The 18,276-nt window shown below is 43.0% G+C and carries 15 protein-coding genes; 7 read left to right on the top strand and 8 right to left on the bottom strand.

Going from position 1 to position 18,276, the window contains the following annotated elements; all coding sequences use genetic code 11:
• Window positions 1-13 precede the first annotated feature (13 nt).
• Complete coding sequence (locus NT175_03635; GenBank protein ID MCX6233800.1) at window positions 14-322, bottom strand: HypC/HybG/HupF family hydrogenase formation chaperone; 309 nt, start codon at window positions 320-322, stop codon at window positions 14-16.
• Window positions 319-2,589 carry a carbamoyltransferase HypF gene (gene hypF / locus NT175_03630; protein MCX6233799.1) on the bottom strand — a complete coding sequence of 757 codons (2,271 nt, stop codon included), beginning with the start codon at window positions 2,587-2,589 and terminating at the stop codon, window positions 319-321. Before hypF ends, NT175_03635 begins: the two co-directional genes overlap by 4 nt.
• A 272-nt stretch (window positions 2,590-2,861) precedes the next feature.
• Between hypF and NT175_03625 the strand changes: the two genes are divergently transcribed.
• From NT175_03625 to truA, 7 genes are read left to right on the top strand one after another with little or no spacing between them, the layout of a single operon-like run.
• Complete coding sequence (locus NT175_03625; protein ID MCX6233798.1) at window positions 2,862-4,667, top strand: NAD(P)H-dependent oxidoreductase subunit E; 1,806 nt, start codon at window positions 2,862-2,864, stop codon at window positions 4,665-4,667.
• Window positions 4,668-4,711: 44 nt separating this feature from the next.
• Window positions 4,712-5,413 (top strand): 2Fe-2S iron-sulfur cluster-binding protein, encoded by a 702-nt coding sequence (locus NT175_03620; protein ID MCX6233797.1) that lies wholly within the window; start codon window positions 4,712-4,714, stop codon window positions 5,411-5,413.
• A 17-nt stretch (window positions 5,414-5,430) separates the two neighbouring features.
• On the top strand, window positions 5,431-5,979 hold the full coding sequence (locus tag NT175_03615; protein ID MCX6233796.1) for an NADP oxidoreductase: 549 nt from the start codon (window positions 5,431-5,433) through the stop codon (window positions 5,977-5,979).
• A gap of 16 nt (window positions 5,980-5,995) precedes the next feature.
• Complete coding sequence (locus NT175_03610; GenBank protein ID MCX6233795.1) at window positions 5,996-7,447, top strand: Ni/Fe hydrogenase subunit alpha; 1,452 nt, start codon at window positions 5,996-5,998, stop codon at window positions 7,445-7,447.
• Window positions 7,428-7,937: a hydrogenase maturation protease gene (locus tag NT175_03605; protein ID MCX6233794.1), complete on the top strand. Its 510-nt coding sequence runs from the start codon at window positions 7,428-7,430 to the stop codon at window positions 7,935-7,937. Before NT175_03610 ends, NT175_03605 begins: the two co-directional genes overlap by 20 nt.
• Window positions 7,938-7,947: 10 nt before the next feature.
• The gene (locus NT175_03600; protein MCX6233793.1) at window positions 7,948-8,931 is read left to right on the top strand and encodes a dihydroorotate dehydrogenase-like protein; all 984 of its coding nucleotides are present in this window, start codon (window positions 7,948-7,950) and stop codon (window positions 8,929-8,931) included.
• Window positions 8,932-8,955: 24 nt separating this feature from the next.
• Window positions 8,956-9,738, top strand: a complete 783-nt coding sequence (truA, locus tag NT175_03595) for a tRNA pseudouridine(38-40) synthase TruA (GenBank protein MCX6233792.1) — start codon at window positions 8,956-8,958, stop codon at window positions 9,736-9,738.
• Between the two features lie 184 nt (window positions 9,739-9,922).
• Here truA and tnpA read toward each other — a convergent pair whose 3' ends face one another.
• From tnpA to NT175_03565, 6 genes are all read right to left on the bottom strand, one after another.
• Window positions 9,923-10,354 carry an IS200/IS605 family transposase gene (gene tnpA / locus NT175_03590; protein ID MCX6233791.1) on the bottom strand — a complete coding sequence of 144 codons (432 nt, stop codon included), beginning with the start codon at window positions 10,352-10,354 and terminating at the stop codon, window positions 9,923-9,925.
• Window positions 10,355-11,057: 703 nt separating this feature from the next.
• A complete protein-coding gene (locus tag NT175_03585) occupies window positions 11,058-12,011 on the bottom strand; it encodes a transketolase family protein (GenBank protein ID MCX6233790.1) in 954 nt (317 codons plus the stop codon).
• On the bottom strand, window positions 11,992-14,529 hold the full coding sequence (locus NT175_03580; GenBank protein ID MCX6233789.1) for a DEAD/DEAH box helicase family protein: 2,538 nt from the start codon (window positions 14,527-14,529) through the stop codon (window positions 11,992-11,994). The genes NT175_03585 and NT175_03580 overlap by 20 nt, the downstream gene beginning before the upstream one ends.
• Before the next feature lie 2 nt (window positions 14,530-14,531).
• A complete protein-coding gene (locus NT175_03575; protein MCX6233788.1) occupies window positions 14,532-15,029 on the bottom strand; it encodes a DUF4411 family protein in 498 nt (165 codons plus the stop codon).
• A gap of 3 nt (window positions 15,030-15,032) precedes the next feature.
• On the bottom strand, window positions 15,033-16,178 hold the full coding sequence (locus NT175_03570) for an XRE family transcriptional regulator (protein MCX6233787.1): 1,146 nt from the start codon (window positions 16,176-16,178) through the stop codon (window positions 15,033-15,035).
• A gap of 11 nt (window positions 16,179-16,189) precedes the next feature.
• Window positions 16,190-17,902, bottom strand: coding sequence for a site-specific DNA-methyltransferase (locus tag NT175_03565; GenBank protein MCX6233786.1), 1,713 nt, complete (start codon window positions 17,900-17,902; stop codon window positions 16,190-16,192).
• Between the last annotated feature and the right edge of the window lie 374 nt (window positions 17,903-18,276).

The following is an 18,276-nucleotide window of genomic DNA, read 5'->3' as shown; positions in this document are numbered from 1 at the left end:
CTCCTGCTTCCGGTTATTTATTTCGTCTTTTTTTTCTCGCCTCCCGCCATTCGCTCTTCGCCATTCGCTCTTCGCTCTTCGTCTCTCGCCTCTCTGCTTTTTCAATTTCCCTATCAATCGCTATAAGCTCACTAAACAGACTGAGTGTTTCTTGTGCTTCTTCAGCGCTCAGTTTTTGAATAACAAATCCGGTATGGATGAGAACATAGTCGCCTATGTCGACATTTTCAACAATCTGTAAGCTGGCATTGTAAATAGTTCCGCCCACTGATACGGTAGCCATGTCTTCATTGATGGCAATCACTTTTGCCGGTATGCTCAAACACATGACAAACTCCTTCTTTTTGCTGCCACCGCTATCTGTCCGAGTGCAATGCCCCCATCATTGGAAGGTACAGCACTGTGAGTATAAACCTCGAATCCTTTCGCCGACAGAAGGTTTTCAATTTTACCCAGAATATATCTGTTTTGAAAACTTCCGCCAGATATGACCACTTTTTTCAGATGGTGGCTGTTTCGGATCATATTCGCGGCTGCGAAAATAGCATTAATTATTGTATTGTGGAATTTTGCCGAGATGATCGGTACAGGTACGCCATTGCTAATGTCATTGACAATTGCGCGGATCATCTCATGAAATACAATTGTCGAATTTAACGAGAAAGGATAGCTGTAAGTGCAGGTGTGGTCAAGAACTTGCTCAAGACGCATGGGTGCTTCGGCATGAAAGCTCGGCTCAGGGCATAGATTAGTGAGGGCAGCAATAGCATCAAACAGCCTTCCGGCACTGGAAGTCAATGGGCTGTTGATGCTTTTTTCGATCATATTCATCACCATAAATATTTTTTGCTGGTCATATCCTGAAAGAAATGGCAATCCAAGATCAACGAGATGCGTTCCATACGTTTGGTAAAGATATGCAACAGCCATTCGCCAGGGTTCATGTATCACTTTATCTCCACCGGGAGCAGCGACATAATCAAAATGTACAAGGCGTTCATAGTCAGCCAGGTCGCAGACCATAAATTCAGCGCCCCATATACATTGATCATCACCGTAACCTGTGCCGTCAAGGGCAATACCGATAACCTTTTCATCCAGTCCGCATTCTGCCATGCAGGATGCGATGTGAGCATGATGATGCTGGACCTGAATAGTCGGGAGACCCAGCTGAAAGGCATAACGGGTTGACAAGTAATCAGGATGCATATCCGCAACGACCAGTTCCGGCTTGATTCGGAAAAGCTTTTTAAAATGATCTGCGGATTCACTATAGAAATCGAGTGTTTCAAGGTTTTTAAGGTCACCGATATGCTGGCTGAGGAATGCCTGGCGGCCTTTACCGATGCAAAAGCAGTTGACCAGCTCAGCGCCGGCAGCCAGAATGCCATCTACATTGAGGTTTAGCCTGACAGGTGAAGGGACATAGCCTCGCGACCGCCTGATGAGTCTTTCCTTATTGTTTACGACCATCAGCACCGAATCATCGGTCCTGTTGAAAATCTTCCGGTTATAGCACAATAATGCGTCAGCGATGGGCAAAAGGATCTTCTTAGCTTCTTCGTCATCAATAACAATTGGTTCGTCGGAAATATTTCCGGATGTCAGCACAATAGCCGGCAACTGGATCTTTTCGAAGAGAAGCGTGTGCAGAGGCAGGTAGGGAAGCATGGCGCCTATGGTTTTAAAACCGTTGCTGACGCTAAAGGCCAATTGTCTCTTTTCATTGAGGATGACAATCGGTCTTTTCCATGAAGATAGCAATATTTCTTCTTCAACCGAGACGTGGGCAAAATTATTCAGATGGGCAATGTCCCTGAACATGACCGCAAAAGGCTTCCCATCACGATTTTTACATTCCCTCAAACGACCGACAGCTGCCTCATTCTCCGCATCGCAAGCCAGGTGATAGCCTCCCATTCCTTTAACAGCAACGATTTGGCCGTTTTCGAGAAGGGCTGCCACCCGATCAAGTATGGTGTGGAAGTCATGATAAATTTCATTTTTTTGGTACAATATGTATTCAGGGCCACAGTCAAGGCATGCAATAGGCTGCGCATGAAACCGGCGATCCATGATGTCATGATATTCCTTTGAGCAGATATCACAGAGAGGAAAGGGTTCCATGGTAGTTTTATCCCTGTCATAAGGCAAATCCCTGATAATGGTGAACCGTGGTCCGCAGTTGGTGCAATTGATGAACGGGTAATCCTTGCGGTGCAACTGTGTTTTCATGTCGCGGAGACATTCCTCGCAAACGGCAATATCCGGGCTTATTTCGGTTATTTCATCCGAGATGTTTGCACTTTTGGTAATCGTGAAATCAGAAAAATCTTCGTTCCTGATCTCTTCACTATATATTGAAAATATACGCGATGCGACAGGAGCTGAGGTTTCAATCGAATGTATAAAATCATTCACCGTTTTCCAGTCACTGTTTATCTTTATCAAAACCCCGTCATTCCTGTTCTCCACGCAGCCTTTCAGATGCATATCCATGGCCAGGCGGTATATGAAAGGCCGGAAGCCGACACCCTGCACGAGGCCTTCGATTTTTATCTGATACGTATTTACGGGATTTTCTGACATGTGCTTTTCCAAAAGAGACGGCAAAATTACGAAATATGTCGCATGCGGATGAAATGGGACATGAGCGACAAATGGATTAAGTCCCTATAAAGGTTTGTGCGCAATATCTTGATATAATTTATATACATTCTAAATTTTAAACCTGCGTTTGATATATTAAAAAATCGGACTAATTTTGTTCTGTTAATATATTAACAAATATCGGTTAATAAACTGATAATCTGATTTTAAGAAGAAATACTGAGATAACTAACAAAAAATAAATTCATTTTATGAATGCTTCAGTACAAACCATTGTTGGAAAATACCGGAAAGACCCGACACGATTAATTGATATCCTTATTGATATTCAATCGGAGGTGGGATGTGTGTCGGATGAAACGGTCAATTATCTGGCCCAGGAACTTGGGCTTTCTGGTGTCGACATTTTGCAGACGTTATCTTTCTATCATTTTTTCTCGCAGGAATCCAGGGGAAAGTATACCGTTTATCTCAACAACAGCCTTGTTGCCAGGATGATGGGTATGGATGAGGTGGCAAAAGCCTTCGAGAAGGAAGTTGGCTGCAAATTTGGTTCGGTGTCACCTGATGGTCTGATAGGCCTGTTCGAAACATCCGACATCGGTATGAACGACCAGGAACCTGCCGCACTGATCAACAATGTTGTCTTCACAAGACTGACACCATTCAGGGTGAAGGAACTTGTGAAAGATATGAAAGCGGGAAAGCGTGTGGATGAGATGTTCACCGAAGGCTATGGCGATGGAAATAATGGCTCTGTCCTTGTTAAAGCGATGGTGAATAATAACATCAGAAGGGTAGGCCTCATATTGTCAGATGCCGGCAATCCGGGTGATGCCTTGAAAAGAATTATCAGTATAAGTCCTGAGGCGGTAATTGAAATCGTTAAAGATTCGAACCTGCGTGGCAGGGGTGGTGCTGGCTTCCCGACAGGGTTAAAGTGGGAGTTCTGCCGCAAAGCTAGGGAAACGGAGCGTTTTATCTTCTGCAATGCCGATGAGGGCGAGCCAGGCACATTTAAAGATCGTGTCATCCTCACACAATTTCCTTATCTCGTATTTGAAGGTATGACCATTGCTGGTTATGCCACCGGTGCCAGGTTGGGTGTGCTCTATCTCAGGTACGAATACAAGTATCTCGAAAAGTTCCTGAACAATATTCTTTATGATTTGAGAGACAGGAAGTTGCTTGGCAAAGCCATCCTCGGCAAGGAAGGATTTGATTTTGATATTCGTATCCAGTATGGTGCCGGCGCTTATGTTTGCGGCGAAGAATCCGCTTTGCTGGAGTCGGCTGAAGGTAGAAGGGGTGAACCCAGGGACAGGCCTCCTTTCCCCGTTGAAAAAGGATATCTCGATAAACCCACAGTAGTTAATAATGTTGAAACACTCGGCGCTGTTGTCAGGATCATCAATAATGGCAGTGAATGGTATAAGTCAATAGGCACAAAGGAATCTTCGGGATCAAAAGTCCTGAGTATTTCGGGCGATTGCAAATACCCTGGTGTGTATGAAGTTCCCTGGGGTTTCAGTATAAAAGACATGTTGGAAATGACCGGGGCGGTGCATGTTCAGGCTGTTCAGGTAGGTGGTCCCTCCGGAACTCTCATCGGACCCGATGAATTCAACAGGACACTAAGTTATGCCGACTTGGCAACAGGGGGCTCTATGATCATTATTGGCCCTAACTGGGATATATTGAACGATGTGGTACTGAACTTCATGGATTTCTTCATTGAAGAGTCATGCGGCTCATGCTCCACATGCCGTAATTTCCCGGTGATCATGCGGAAAACGTTACTCAGAATCATAAACGGTAAGGGTATCAAAAAAGATATCGATGAGCTTCTTGAACTGGGACAGTTGCTGAAGATCAGCCGCTGTGGCCTTGGCCAAACCGCCGGCAACCCGATAGTCACCAGCATTAAAAGTTTCAGACACCTCTATGAGAGCAAGCTGCAGAAAGATAAGGATTTTATCAGCGAGTTCGACATGAAGGCTGCTGTGCAGGAGTCATGCGACTATGTGGGAAGAATTCCTAACCTTAAAGAAGCGTGAGCGTGAGCAATCTATAATTAATGGATAAAAAAATTACAGTTGTTATGAGCGAGAAAATAGCATTTACGATCGATGGTGTCACCTGCAAGGGTGAAAAAGGGCAATTCCTTGTCGACGCGGCACGCGACAATGGCATTTATATTCCAACACTCTGCAACATACCGGGTGTCAATCCCAAGTCATGCTGCAGAATTTGTACGGTTTATGTCAATGGGCTGCCGATGACTGCCTGTTCACTTCAGGTTTTCGATGGGATGGAAATAATAAACGACACACCTGCTTTGATAGAGCAGAGGAAGATTATCCTCGAGGCTTTATTTGTGGAAGGAAACCATTACTGCCCATTCTGTGAAAAGAGCGGGAATTGTATGCTCCAGGCTTTGGCATACCGCTTTGGAATGCTGGCCCCGCGGTTTCCTTATACTTTTCCCGTTAGGGAAGTCGACGCCTCCCATCCCAAGATCATCAAGGACCAGAACAGATGCATCCTCTGCAAACGGTGTATCAAAGCCATCAAAGATGAGAAAGGTAGGAGCATTTTCGCTTATCATCGCAGGGGCAATAAACTGCGTGTCCATATTGATCCCAAATTGGCTCTCGCACTCACGGATGAGCTTGCCCAGAAAGCCATGGATGTATGCCCTGTTGGCTCTATACTCGTCAGGGAAAAAGGCTACCGCGTGCCTATCGGGCAACGGACTTATGATAAAATGCCAATAGGTAGTGATATTGAAGTTAAAAAATAACATAGGAGACCAGAATAATGAGTAAACCAATAGTAGCAACGGCGTCGCTTGCAGGATGCTTCGGCTGTCATATGTCAATATTGGATATTGACGAACGCATACTTCCCCTGATCGATCTAGTTGAATTCAATAAATCCCCCATTGATGATATAAAGGAATTCACCAAGACGTGTGATATAGGTATCATTGAGGGCGGATGCTGCAACAGTGAAAATGTTCATGTTCTGAAGGAATTCAGAAAACATTGTAAAATTCTTATCTCATTGGGTGAATGTGCCATCATGGGAGGCCTGCCGGCATTAAGGAATGGCATACCCATCGGCGAGTGTCTGAAAGAGGCCTACCTGGAAGGACCTACTGTAAAGAACAATGTTCACAAGATTCTTCCTAATGACAGCGAGCTGCCCATGTTGCTCGACAGGGTATATCCGTGCCATGAAATTGTTAAGATTGATTATTTCCTTCCCGGCTGCCCACCGCGAGCTGACCTGATATGGGATGCTCTTGTGGCATTGATTACCGGTAAAGAAATGAAGCTGCCTTATGAAGTGATTAAATTTGACTAATTGAAAAGGAGAAACGATGTCACGAAAAATAACAATAGAACCTGTAACCCGTGTAGAAGGTCACGGCAAGGTCACCATCCATATCGATCATGAAGGGAATGTCACCCAGACACGTTTACATATTGTTGAATTCAGGGGTTTTGAACGTTTCATACAGGGTCGTCCATACTGGGAAGCACCGGTGCTGGTGGAGCGTCTGTGCGGGATATGCCCAGTAAGCCATCACCTGGCTGCCGCCAAGGCATTGGATGTCATTGTTGGCGCCGGCACCGGCGAGGGATTGACGCCGACGGGTGAAAAGATGAGAAGGCTCATGCACTACGGACAGTTCTTTCAGTCGCATGCCCTGCACTTCTTCCACCTGGCATCACCTGACCTGCTTTTTGGCATCGACGCCGACCCCGCCATTCGCAATGTCATCGGCGTAGCACTTAAACATAAAGATCTTGCTGTCCAGGGTGTGCTCATGCGAAAATTCGGACAGGAGATCATCAAAGCCACTGCCGGGAAGAAGATACACGGTACAGGCGCCATACCCGGCGGCATAAATAAGAACCTCAGCATAGAGGAACGAGATTCCTTCCTGAAAGGCCCAGATCCTCTCAATGCCGATAAGATGGTGGAATGGGCGTCCGGTGCACTGGATTTCTTCAAGACATTTCATAAAGGGCATAAAGAGCTTATCGATAACTTCTCCAAATTCCCGTCAAGTCACCTGAGCCTCGTCAGAAAAGACGGAGCCATGGACCTGTATCATGGCGTTCTGAGAGCCATCGATTCACAGGGCAGGAAGATACTTAATGACGTCGATTACCAGGAGTATACTCAGTATATCAATGAAGAAGTCAGGCCATGGAGCTATATGAAATTCCCATATCTGACTCACCTTGGCGAAACTGATGGCTGGTACAGGGTTGGCCCGCTGGCACGCCTGAATACCTGCGATTTCATTCCCACACCGCTGGCACAGAAGGAATTTGAGCTCTTCAGAGCTTATACCAATGGCAAGCCCAATAACATGTGCATGCATTATCACTGGGCACGTCTCATCGAGACCCTCCATGCTGCCGAAATGATCAGGCAATTGCTGCACGACCCGGATCTGCATGGTAATAACCTAGTTACGATCGGCAAAAAGCAAAAGGAAGGCGTAGGACTTATCGAAGCTCCCAGGGGAACTCTATTCCATCATTACAGGATCAATGATAACGATCAGATTGAAATGGCCAATCTCATCGTTTCCACAACAAATAATAATGAACCTATGAACAGAGCGGTCAATTGCGTGGCGACGAGCATGATGACCGGCAAGAAAGAGATCACCGAAGGCATGATGAATGCTGTGGAAGTGGCCATCAGGGCGTATGATCCCTGCCTGAGCTGCGCCACACATGCCCTTGGCAATATGCCTCTGGAGATCTCGTTATACGATCAAAATAATAGCTTAATTGACAGGAAAAGTAAATAAGGGTAAGGAGAAACCCTTAAAGTTGCTTCTTTACGGGTACGGTAACCCGGGAAGGCAGGATGATGGACTGGGTAATGAGTTCATATACCTTATTGAACGCTGGATTGAAAAGGAAGGGCTCCCAAATATTGAAGTCGACAGCAACTATCAGCTGAACATTGAAGACGCCGATGCCATTGCAAATATGGATATCGTTATATTTGTCGATGCTTCGATCGAGCCTATCAAGGATTTTACACTGACAAAGGTGAATCCGTCTGCAAGCCGTATCGAATTCACCATGCATACCGTATCGGCTTCGTTTATTCTTGATCTTTGTCATAAAATCTATGAAAGATATCCTGAAACATATCTTCTTCATATTAAGGGATATGAATGGGAATTTAAAGAGGGTATCACTGATGCCGCTCAAAAGAACCTCGACAAAGCCATTGATTTTCTGAAGGGTATCCTTAAAAACCCGCAATCGCTGAAACGCTATAATACTTAAAACTTCACCTATGGACCTATCAACGAGTTATATGGGACTGAAACTCAAAAGTCCCGTCATTATCAGCAGCTCACGGCTGACCAGTTCGGTGGATAATATCAGCATATATGAGAAGAAAGGCGCGGGAGCTGTCGTTTTAAAATCCCTGTTTGAAGAGCAGATCATCGCCGATATTGAATCACGGCTTGATGACCACCCTATGTACTTCTGGTATCCACAAGCCGCTGCACATATCACTGAATTGTCGAAGGAACATGGCGTCAATGAGTACCTTCAGCTGATCAGAAGTGCCAGGAAAATGGTTTCAATTCCTGTCATTGCCAGTGTCAACTGCATCACAGCCAAAGAATGGCCGGCATTCGCCGGGAAAATCCAGGATGCCGGTGCCGATGGCATTGAACTGAACATATCCATATTTCCTTTTGATGATAAGATCGAAAGTGTGACCATAGAAGAGATGTATGTTGCCATTGTCAGTGAAGTGAAGAAATACGTGACCATCCCTGTGGCAGTTAAAATGGGACATTTTTTTACCAATATCTCCAGGGTTGTCAAAGCATTGGATCAAACCGGTGTCAATGCCATTGTCCTGTTCAACAGGTTTTTCAGACCTGACATTAACGTCGATGAAGAAACCATTATTTTTGATAATTATTTCAGCTCGCCTGCTGAGATGACCGAGCCTTTACGCTGGATAGGGGCATTGTCAAACAAGGTTAAATGCGACCTGGCAGCCTCCACAGGCATTCATGACCATGAAGGGCTTATTAAGGTCATCCTGGCTGGCGCCGCTGCCGCTCAGATTTGCACGACAGTCTATAAAAACGGACCAGATGTGATCGGCTCGATGCTCAAAGACCTTGAAAAATGGATGGGTGCCCACCATTATAAGAGCATTGCCCAGTTTAAGGGAAATATTCTTAAAGGCAGGGAGAAGACCGGAAGCTTTGAACGGCTGCAGTTCATGAGAAAAACAACAGGATTGAATTTATAACCGGATAACGACTTGAATCCGTTAATGCCCCATCGTTACTTTATCAAACTGTCTTTTAACGGTACCAGATACCATGGCTGGCAACACCAGAAGAATGCCCTGTCGGTTCAGCAGGAAATGGAAAAAGCCTTGTCATTGATTTTACGGACAGAAATCAAGCTAACCGGTGCTGGCAGGACAGATACCGGTGTTCATGCCAGAGAGTTTTACGCTCATTTCGATCATGATGAATTATCCTCTGAACAGCGGCAACAGCTGATATACAAGGTAAACGGTTTTGTTTCGCCTGATATCGTAATCAATGACATTATACCGGTCGTGAAAGATGCACATGCCCGGTATGATGCCTTGTCGAGAAAATATCAGTACTTTATTTGCAGAAGTAAAAATCCATTTAACCAGGACTTTGCATTTCATTTATACACCGACCTTGATATTGCCAAAATGAATGAGGGTGCAAAGGTTCTTTTTGATTATTCCGACTTCACGTCATTTTCCAAACTGCATACGAATGTAAAAAACCACACATGCAAGTTGATTGAAGCTTACTGGGAGGAAAAGAAGGACTTGCTGGTATTTACGATAACAGCCGACAGGTTTCTGAGGAGTATGGTCAGGGCGATAGTTGGCACTCTTCTAGAGTTGGGGCAGAATAAAATATCACTGGAAGAATTCCGGCAGATAATTGAGAGAAAAGACCGTTCCGCAGCAGGATTTTCAGTGCCTGCAAAAGGGTTATTCTTGACGCATATTGAATATCCGGTCGAAATTTTTCAAGACCCACGACTGAAGTCGTGGGTAAGATAATGAATATAGTAATTAGCCCACAGCTTTAGCTGTGGGTTTGCAGGAGTAATTGACCCACAGCTTCAGCTGTGGGATGCGGAAGAATATGAGTAATGTGGAAACCGTTTAAACGGTTTTAAAAAATGCGCAGAAATAATGAATTTGTATCCCACGACTGAAGTCGTGGGTGAGATAAATAGGAAGATTATTTTATAAGTCCGTGCACTTTTAAAAAGAGTTGATACTCCTCCTGGAAACTTGTCTTCTTATGATGCTCAGTCTGATTATAAATATACTCCTTGACTACATCAGCGTTTTTCCTGCCTACTGAAAAAGCACTATACCCCGGTTGCCAGGTGAATTTCCCAGTCATCAAATTCTGACTGTTTATCCAGTGTGATGTCTCGCCCTTTACTTGTTTTACAAGATCCGTTAATGCTATTTGAGGAGGTATTTGAATAAGGAGATGAACATGATTGCTTGTTCCATTGATAGCGATTACGGTGCTTTTACAAAGTTTAAATTCATTTTTAAGATGGCTGTAAAGAGGATCACGGATTTCTGCACCTATAAGTATCTCCCGGTCCTTTGTGACCAAAATAAGATGTATTAGCAATTTCGTATAGGAATGTGACATGGAGGTTTTTTATAATTAATCCGATATAAGGTCAAATGTGACCCTATGTGTGTATATTTTTTATCAAATATTTAACTATCCCACGACTAAAGTCGTGGGTGAGTTATAAATGATTGTAGTAATTAGCCCACAGCTTAAGCTGTGGGAATGCAAATGAATGTAGTAATTGACCCACTGCTTTAGCTGTGGGATGCGGAAGAATAAGAGTAATCTGGAAACCGTTTAAACGGTTTTTATAGAGAGCGTTGAGAATTTATTTCCCGCGACTAAAGTTATTTTCCCACGACTAAAGTCGTGGGTGAGGTATAAATGATTGTAGTAATTAGCCCACAGCTTAAGCTGTGGGAATGCAAATGAATGTAGTAATTGACCCACAGCTTTAGCTGTGGGAATGCGGAAGAATAATATAAATCTGGAAACCGTTTAAACGGTTTTTATAGAGAGCGTTGAGCATTATTTCCCGCGACTGAAGTCATTATCCCACGACTAAAGTCGTGGGTGAGTTATAAATGATTGTAGTAATTAGCCCACAGCTTAAGCTGTGTGAATGCAAATGAATGTAATAATTGACCCACAGCTTTAGCTGTGGGATGCGGAAGAATAATATAAATCTGGAAACCGTTTAAACGGTTTTTATAGAGAGCGTTGAGAATTTATTTCCCATCCCACGACTGAAGTCGAGGGTGAAATATATTGAAAAATTTTAGTTTTTTCTTAATATTAATTTTGTAGTTGCTTTGGCTATATGTTGCGCCTTCATTCCGTATTTCTCAAGCAATTCCTCCGGTTTGCCCGACTCGCCAAAGCAATCTTTCATCCCGATGAAATCCATAGGAACCGGGTGACGCTTTACTATTACTTCTGCCACGGCGCTGCCTAGTCCTCCGGTGACCTGATGCTCCTCAGCCGTCAGAATAGCTCCTGTCTCTTTTGCACATTTGATAATCATCTCCTCATCAATGGGCTTGATGGTATGGACGTTAACAACCCTGGCGTGTATATTCTTTTCTTCTAGCATATAAGCAGCCTGCAAGGCCTCCCAGGTGAGGTGGCCGGTTGAAATGATGGTTAGGTCATCGCCTTCATGAAGCACTTGTGCCTTGCCGACAATGAATTCCAGATCGGCACCGGTAAAATTGGGTACCGGCTCTCTTCCGAAGCGGACATACACAGGTCCCTTCACCTGTTCGGCAGCGGCAATGGTAGCCATAAATGCCTGCTGGGCATCGCATGGCGACAGCACGGTCATGTTGGGCAGGACCCGCATAACGGCCATATCTTCCAGCGCTTGGTGCGTGGCGCCATCAGGACCGACAGAGATGCCTGCATGAGCGCCGCCGATGATGACATGGAGATTGTTGTAACAGATCGACACCCTTATCTGATCTGTCGTCCGCATTGCCGCGAACACGCCATAGGTGGCGAAGACAGGCAGCTTTCCTGCCAAAGCAAGTCCGGCAGCCACGCCGGCACAATTCTGTTCGGCTATGCCGAGGGAGATAAAACGATCAGGAAAAACGTCTGCAAAGAGATTCATGCCAACGGATGCCGTGATGTCGGCTCCGATGCCAATGACATTGGGATGACGCCTTCCGAGTTCGAGAACACCTTCGCCGAAGCCGGTTTTGGTGGATTTATCACCTTTGTTTGACAGCATCAGTGGCGTAGATTTTATTTATCTTTTCCTGCCATTCATCTTCATAGATGATCTGAAATTCAAATTTTTTATCAGGAAAATCCAAATCCAGCTCCTTCCAGGCTTTTTTTGTTCCGAGTTCATTACAAAGTGTAAACACATCCTGTTTATACTTTGTGTCTTCATTTTTCAGATATACACCTTTTGTTTCGAGGACATATATAGCGGTAAAATCATCTTCATCTTCTGCGCCACGGTCCGTGCTTATAAAATCAGGGTATATTTTATTCTTTTTCCAACCCTGGATAAAATAGTCCTGTCTGCTGATATTTCGGTACCACCATAATAACTTTTCCTGTTCATCCAGATAAACGGCAATTGATTTTTCCAGTTCATTGAACTCCTCTTCCGGAACATAATCGAACAAAGACCTTTGAATAGATGAGTTATCATTCCGGTTAAGACTCCGGCTACTTCTGACTTTAAGCCGAGGGGGTATTTTGAATCCCCCTGTTTCAGTAATCAAGAAAAAGAGTAATTTTTTCTCTGCAATTAAATTTTTAAATATCATTTCAGCTAACCGGTCTTTTTCCTTTAAAATCAGCTTTTTAAGTTCTTCGATGATGAAAATAAAGTTGGTGCTGATTTTATCTGAATCAAATTGATCTGATAGCAGATTTAAGGCATCATGACCGATTTGCCAGGCAATCCATGGATTGGGCACAATCTCACTCAGTTGTCTGGCCATAAAGGCTTTATCAATTTCAAGGGTTCCGGTTCTTTCCTGCCGGTCTTTTTCTTTGATCAGCTCGCTGGTAATATCGCTTAAACCAAGAATTAATTCCTGTTCCTTCTCTCTTGTCTCCGTAAGTGAAATGTTTTTAATTTCTTCAATATTAATCTTTTCCCAATCAATATACTGGAGAATATCCATTTCGAAATTCAGGTCACGCCAGGTATTATTTTCCTGCACCACAAACTTAGGCAGGTATATTTTCCCTTCAAATTTCTTAAAACCGGCTCTGAAAGAGGTTTCGCGTTCTTTAATGGTTCCTTCAGCGCTGTCGCCCTCGTCATGTACAATGCGGCCTGCCACGTCGCCAAGACCTTCGCCTTCAAGACCTGCTTTTATCTCCCTGACCAATTGGGCAGCGCTTTGCCGGAAAGTGAAAACATACGATTCATCCAATTCGGCGATTTTGGTTTTCCTGGCGGAAGGTTGTCGGAGTATCCGGCCTATCAATTGGGTTATACCTGTTGCAGAAGAAGGATTTGTCAAAATGGTGAGCACATAGGCGAAGGCGCAATCCCATCCCTCCTGAAGCGCCTGTTTTGTGATGATATACCTGATTCCGCACTCTCTGGCAAACAGATCTAGTCCTTCAATATCGTCCTTCTCACTGCTTTTAATAGCAATATTTTCCTCGGGTACATTACATTGCTTTATGAGATAAGCCTTGACGTCCTCTGAATGGATAAATTCCGTTCCAATCTGATCCCTGCCTGTGCGTTCCACTTGTATTAAACAAATCGGACGGATATACTCCCCGGTATTCTGTTCATATTCTTTTGATTTTCGTTCCAATTCATCCCGTTTCTCCAGGCTGGCAAGCATGGTGTCTTTCCAATCCAGGCTGGTTTTATTGATCAGATGGATATCGAGTTTAATCATCTCTTCCTCATTCAACTCACGTCCGGTAATTTCGACCAGCTTGTTGCTCACTGCCGGTGGAGTGGCTGAAAGCTCCAGTATGAAAGATGGATTGAAATTCCTGATGGTATTGCGTGCCCCTTCACTATAAGCTTTGTGACCCTCATCTATAATGACCAGTGGATTTAATAATCTGAGTGTATTACCCAGGGAAGTTTTGATCTGGGTTGTAAATATTTCACCTTCTATGCTGAAGCAATGGAGGTTTTTGACTGATTTAAGTAATGCTAATTGGGCAGGAAAATTATCTTCCGGAGGAAAAAAATCTGTAAATCCGCCTGCGTCTTGAAATATTTTCAGTGTTTCTTTATTCTGGCGGTTGGCAGACGGAAGCATCAGCATGAGAACCATAAGATTCTCTTCCACATCAAGCCTGTTGAAGTGTTCGGTTTTTTCTTTTATCAATATCCTTCCGCCGCTTGATATATCCAAAACCTGACGGTACGGATGCTCACGGTTTTTCAGCGCAGCAATGGTCTGCCGGTATATTTGTGTGGTGGGGACAATCCAGAGAACAAGTCCGCATTGTTTTTTTAAGTATGACTTATGTATCTGATCAATGGCATGACAGGCCAGAACCGTTTTACCACCGCCCGTCGGCACTTTGAAGTAGAGGTCAGGAACAGGTTGCCCAAGTCCGTTCGTTTTGGAGTAGTAAATTTGCCTGCCTGTCGCTTGCTCCCATGCACGACGCGGGAAATCATAATCTCTGGCAATATCAGGATCATCTTTTACAGCCTTATCATACTTCATTCTGAACGTTGATACAGCATCCAGATAGATCTGAAGTTCATGCAATACCTTTTCCTGATAGTTCTTTAGTCGCATGTTTACCTGATAATTTTATATCCTCTTTCCTCAAAGAATTCTAACAAATTTATGCACCTTACTCCGTAAAACTCCGACACAGCCGGTATCCGGTTATGACTTGTTTTATTCTCTTCAGTAATGATTATGAGGTTATTAACCATGGCTGTTGCAATAAGAAACGGATCAGCTTCCGGAATATATTTTACCTGTTTTTCTTCTTTCAATAATTCCGGATGCTCTTTCATTATTATTTTTCCTGCTGTCCAGACTTCCGATGTTATGTGTAAAATCAATTTATGTTTGTGATGATTGATCCACGAAACCAGGAAGTCATTTTTATCTTCAAACTTATTTAACTCCTCAATCACCAGTTCAATCGTAAAGAAATTCCCTTCCTTGACCATTTCTCCGATATCATCCCAGATAGCTTTAAAAAATGAATCCGGAGGATATTTTTTCTTTAAGTCGATCAACGAGCTGGTATCAATGCAATATGTAGTCTCGAATGAAATTTTCACAGTTCAGTCCGAAATATATTCTTCAACCCGTGACAGTTGATTGGTTCTGACGTCAAGATATTCAGCCATTTCAAGTGTATTGATCTTGCTCTTTTCAAAGGCATCAAATACCATCGATACATATTTAATCCCCCTTTCCTCGACAATTGATTTTACCTTATCAGCTCTTTTTTTGCCATAAGGAATAAACACCTTCATTTGATCAGCCCGCCATTGCTGGTAAACCGGAGTAGTTGTTTTTCCGAGTGTTAAAAGACGTCTTAAAATGACTTCCTTACTCACTTTGAAATGGCCGGCAATTTCTTTAAGCTCATTATTATCCCAGATAAATGAAGTACCATGCCCGGTCACAATTTTATGTGAAAGCAACTTTCGTTCGGGCACAAGAAAAGCTCCTGCGAAATGGTTACATAATTTTTCAATAGCGGTAGCATGTTCTGCTTCAAGCATGTTACAAATCCCGCAATCTCCCAGCAGAATGTGTCCCAGTTCATGAAAGAGAGAGAAAATTCTGGAATTCAGCTCGTCGCTTTTGTTGATGACGATAACCGGTATGCCATCTTCGATAAATGAAAATCCCTTGATTTCTTTTTGAGAAATGGAAAGTTGAAAGATGAAAATTCCTGCATACTCAAGTTGGGACTTCCATAACCGTAAAGCGCCTTGCGAATCTGAAATGGATGTAATATTGAAGTTACCACGTAGAATATCCTGACGTACCGTCGCAGCTACCAGTTCGGGATTATCATGCATCGATGCCTTCAATGTAAAGGGAATTGTCTCAATTCTAAGTTCCTTTTGCAGTTCTATGGCGGAAGCTAACAAGCCGCGTGCTTTCCTGATGACAACACGTGTTCCGGGGGTGAGAGGCTTGAGCGGCTCCGACATGGCAGTGCGGTAATCTGAGGGAACAGACGGCTCAACAGGAGGCGAACTGAAAAGAAACATGGCAAGGGGACGCTGATACACTTTCGCCATCTTTTCGATCTCAGTAAGTTTAGGCCTTTGATGGCCAGTCTCCCACTTTGTCAGCATCGCTTCGGTTACCTTGAGTTTTAAAGCGGCTTCTTTGCGTGAAAAGCCCATGCTATCCCTGGCCCAGGTCATGACAGCAGGCTCCACCGGCACTGAAAATGATCTTTTTCCCATAGTATCACCATTTATTTTTTCATCCGGTATATTTCATAAGGTAACTGGCAAAAATCGATGCGCAGCTCCTGTAATGTCTGATCATCAATATATTTCGCCGGTGCAAAAACCAGGCGTTGTTTTCCTTTTGCAGAAGGAAGGGATCTTGCTATATCCAGTGTAAGGGCATTTTTCTTCAGCCATTCGATATCCGGTTTATAGAAGAGGTAGATTTCATAGTTACGGCTTTCGCCGATGTAGCCGTTATCTTCAACTACTTTACTCTCGTCAAATTCTTCTCCCGTCGCGGTGTAAAACAGATAGCGGGCAAATTCGGTATAGGAGGGCATATTTTCGCCTTTGAGTAAGCTATCGATTTCAATGGGATCTCCCAATTCAAAGAAGCTGAAGGTACCTCCCAATCCATTTCGCAGGTTTTCATTTTTAGCCGTGGGCACACCTTTAATCACTCGCCGCACGCGCTCGGCTGTAATGGTGTTAGCATAATCTTCACACTCTACGAGAATAAACTTCCGGTTGCCACCATCTTCTTTGTTCTGGTCTAAAACCGCATGAGCGGTTGTGCCGGAACCGGCAAAGGAGTCAAGAATTATTGAATTTTTTGCTGATGCACTTATTAATATGTGTTTTATAAGTTCAATTGGTTTTGGATTTTCAAATTTCTTTTGTCCGTCAAAAATTTGCTGAAGTAATTGTGAACCTTTAGTAGTCGTACCATAGTTAGTGAACTTTTCTACCATTTCAATATCAATCTCATTTTCAAGATAGCTTTCCATTGAACCATCACCCCACCAAGAGGTTTCAATTTCTCCATATTCCTTTTTTTCATCCCAAAAAACTTTAAGCTGTGGTCCGCTTTTACCCTGTTTACCAAACAGTATTCGATTATCATTTAAAAAATCAATATAATTCTTTTCTTCTGTCCTCCAATGTCTCCCAAGAGGAGGATTAAATACTTCTCCAGTATTGGGGTTTATTATATCATATTCTAAGTTTTTCCTAACTCCAGGAGCATCAAAGGGATCTGCTTTCCAAGGACCTCTGGGATCGTTGTCAGGATTTAAAAACTTAGACTTTTGTAGCATTAAAGGATAAAAAACGAATCCAGGTAATGAATACCATTGAGCTTCATTGCTTTTCTTAAGTCTTCTTTCTTCTATTCTTCTATTTTTTGCGTAGACTAATATATGATTATGTGATAAACTTATATCTGTATCATTTTGTACTGATTTTCTTGCTTGCCAGACAATGTTGATAACAAAATTATTTTCATCAAAGATCTCATCCATCAACATTTTACATCGATGAATCTCAGTATCATCAAGGGTTATAAAAATTGCACCATCTGCTGATAACAATTCTCTTAGAAGTTTTAATTTCGGCATCATCATGCACAGCCATTTATCATGGCGGGTCAGGTCGTCTTTATCCACAACTTTGCCAAGCCATTCCTGCATCATGGGGCTGTTCACGTTGTCGTTGTAAACCCAGTTTTCGTTACCGGTATTATAAGGTGGGTCAATACATACACATTTAACTCTTCCTCCATAGGTTGGTAAAAGCGCTTTAAGTGCAAGAAGGTTATCGCCATGGATGATGAGATTATCACTTAGCGAAACATTTTCAGTCAAACTTAAGTCCTTCCGGGGCACCAATTGATGGTATTTCACTGCCAGGTGGTGGTTCTGAATGAAGGTTTTGCCTTTGAAATGGAGGGTGGGCATAATAGTACGGTTAAAGCTGATTACATAAGCAAAAATCAAACTCTAAAAATAAGACTAATTTTAGGATTTTTGGTTCCTTTTTTTAATTCATAGTTCGAATAAAAGAGGTAATTTATTTTTTGTTGATAAAATTCTGCGGTTCTGCTGAATTTATGTCGTATATTTGTCACAAAGATATGAAATCTTATTTTGTATTTACTCAAAGGAAGAATTTTGTAACTAATTAATAATAGTTATGGGTACTTCTAAATACTAAAATGTTAATAACTATTTGAATATCAATATTTTGATATATTAATAATGCGTATTTTTGTATAAAACATAGAAAAATGCGTAAAAATAAATCCTACGGACTATTTGATGAGCAATTTCGC

Source organism: Bacteroidota bacterium, assembly GCA_026391695.1.
Taxonomy (GTDB): domain Bacteria; phylum Bacteroidota; class Bacteroidia; order Bacteroidales; family JAGONC01; genus JAPLDP01.
Note: the sequence above shows the minus strand (reverse complement) of the source record. Positions and strands in the feature narration are given on the sequence as shown.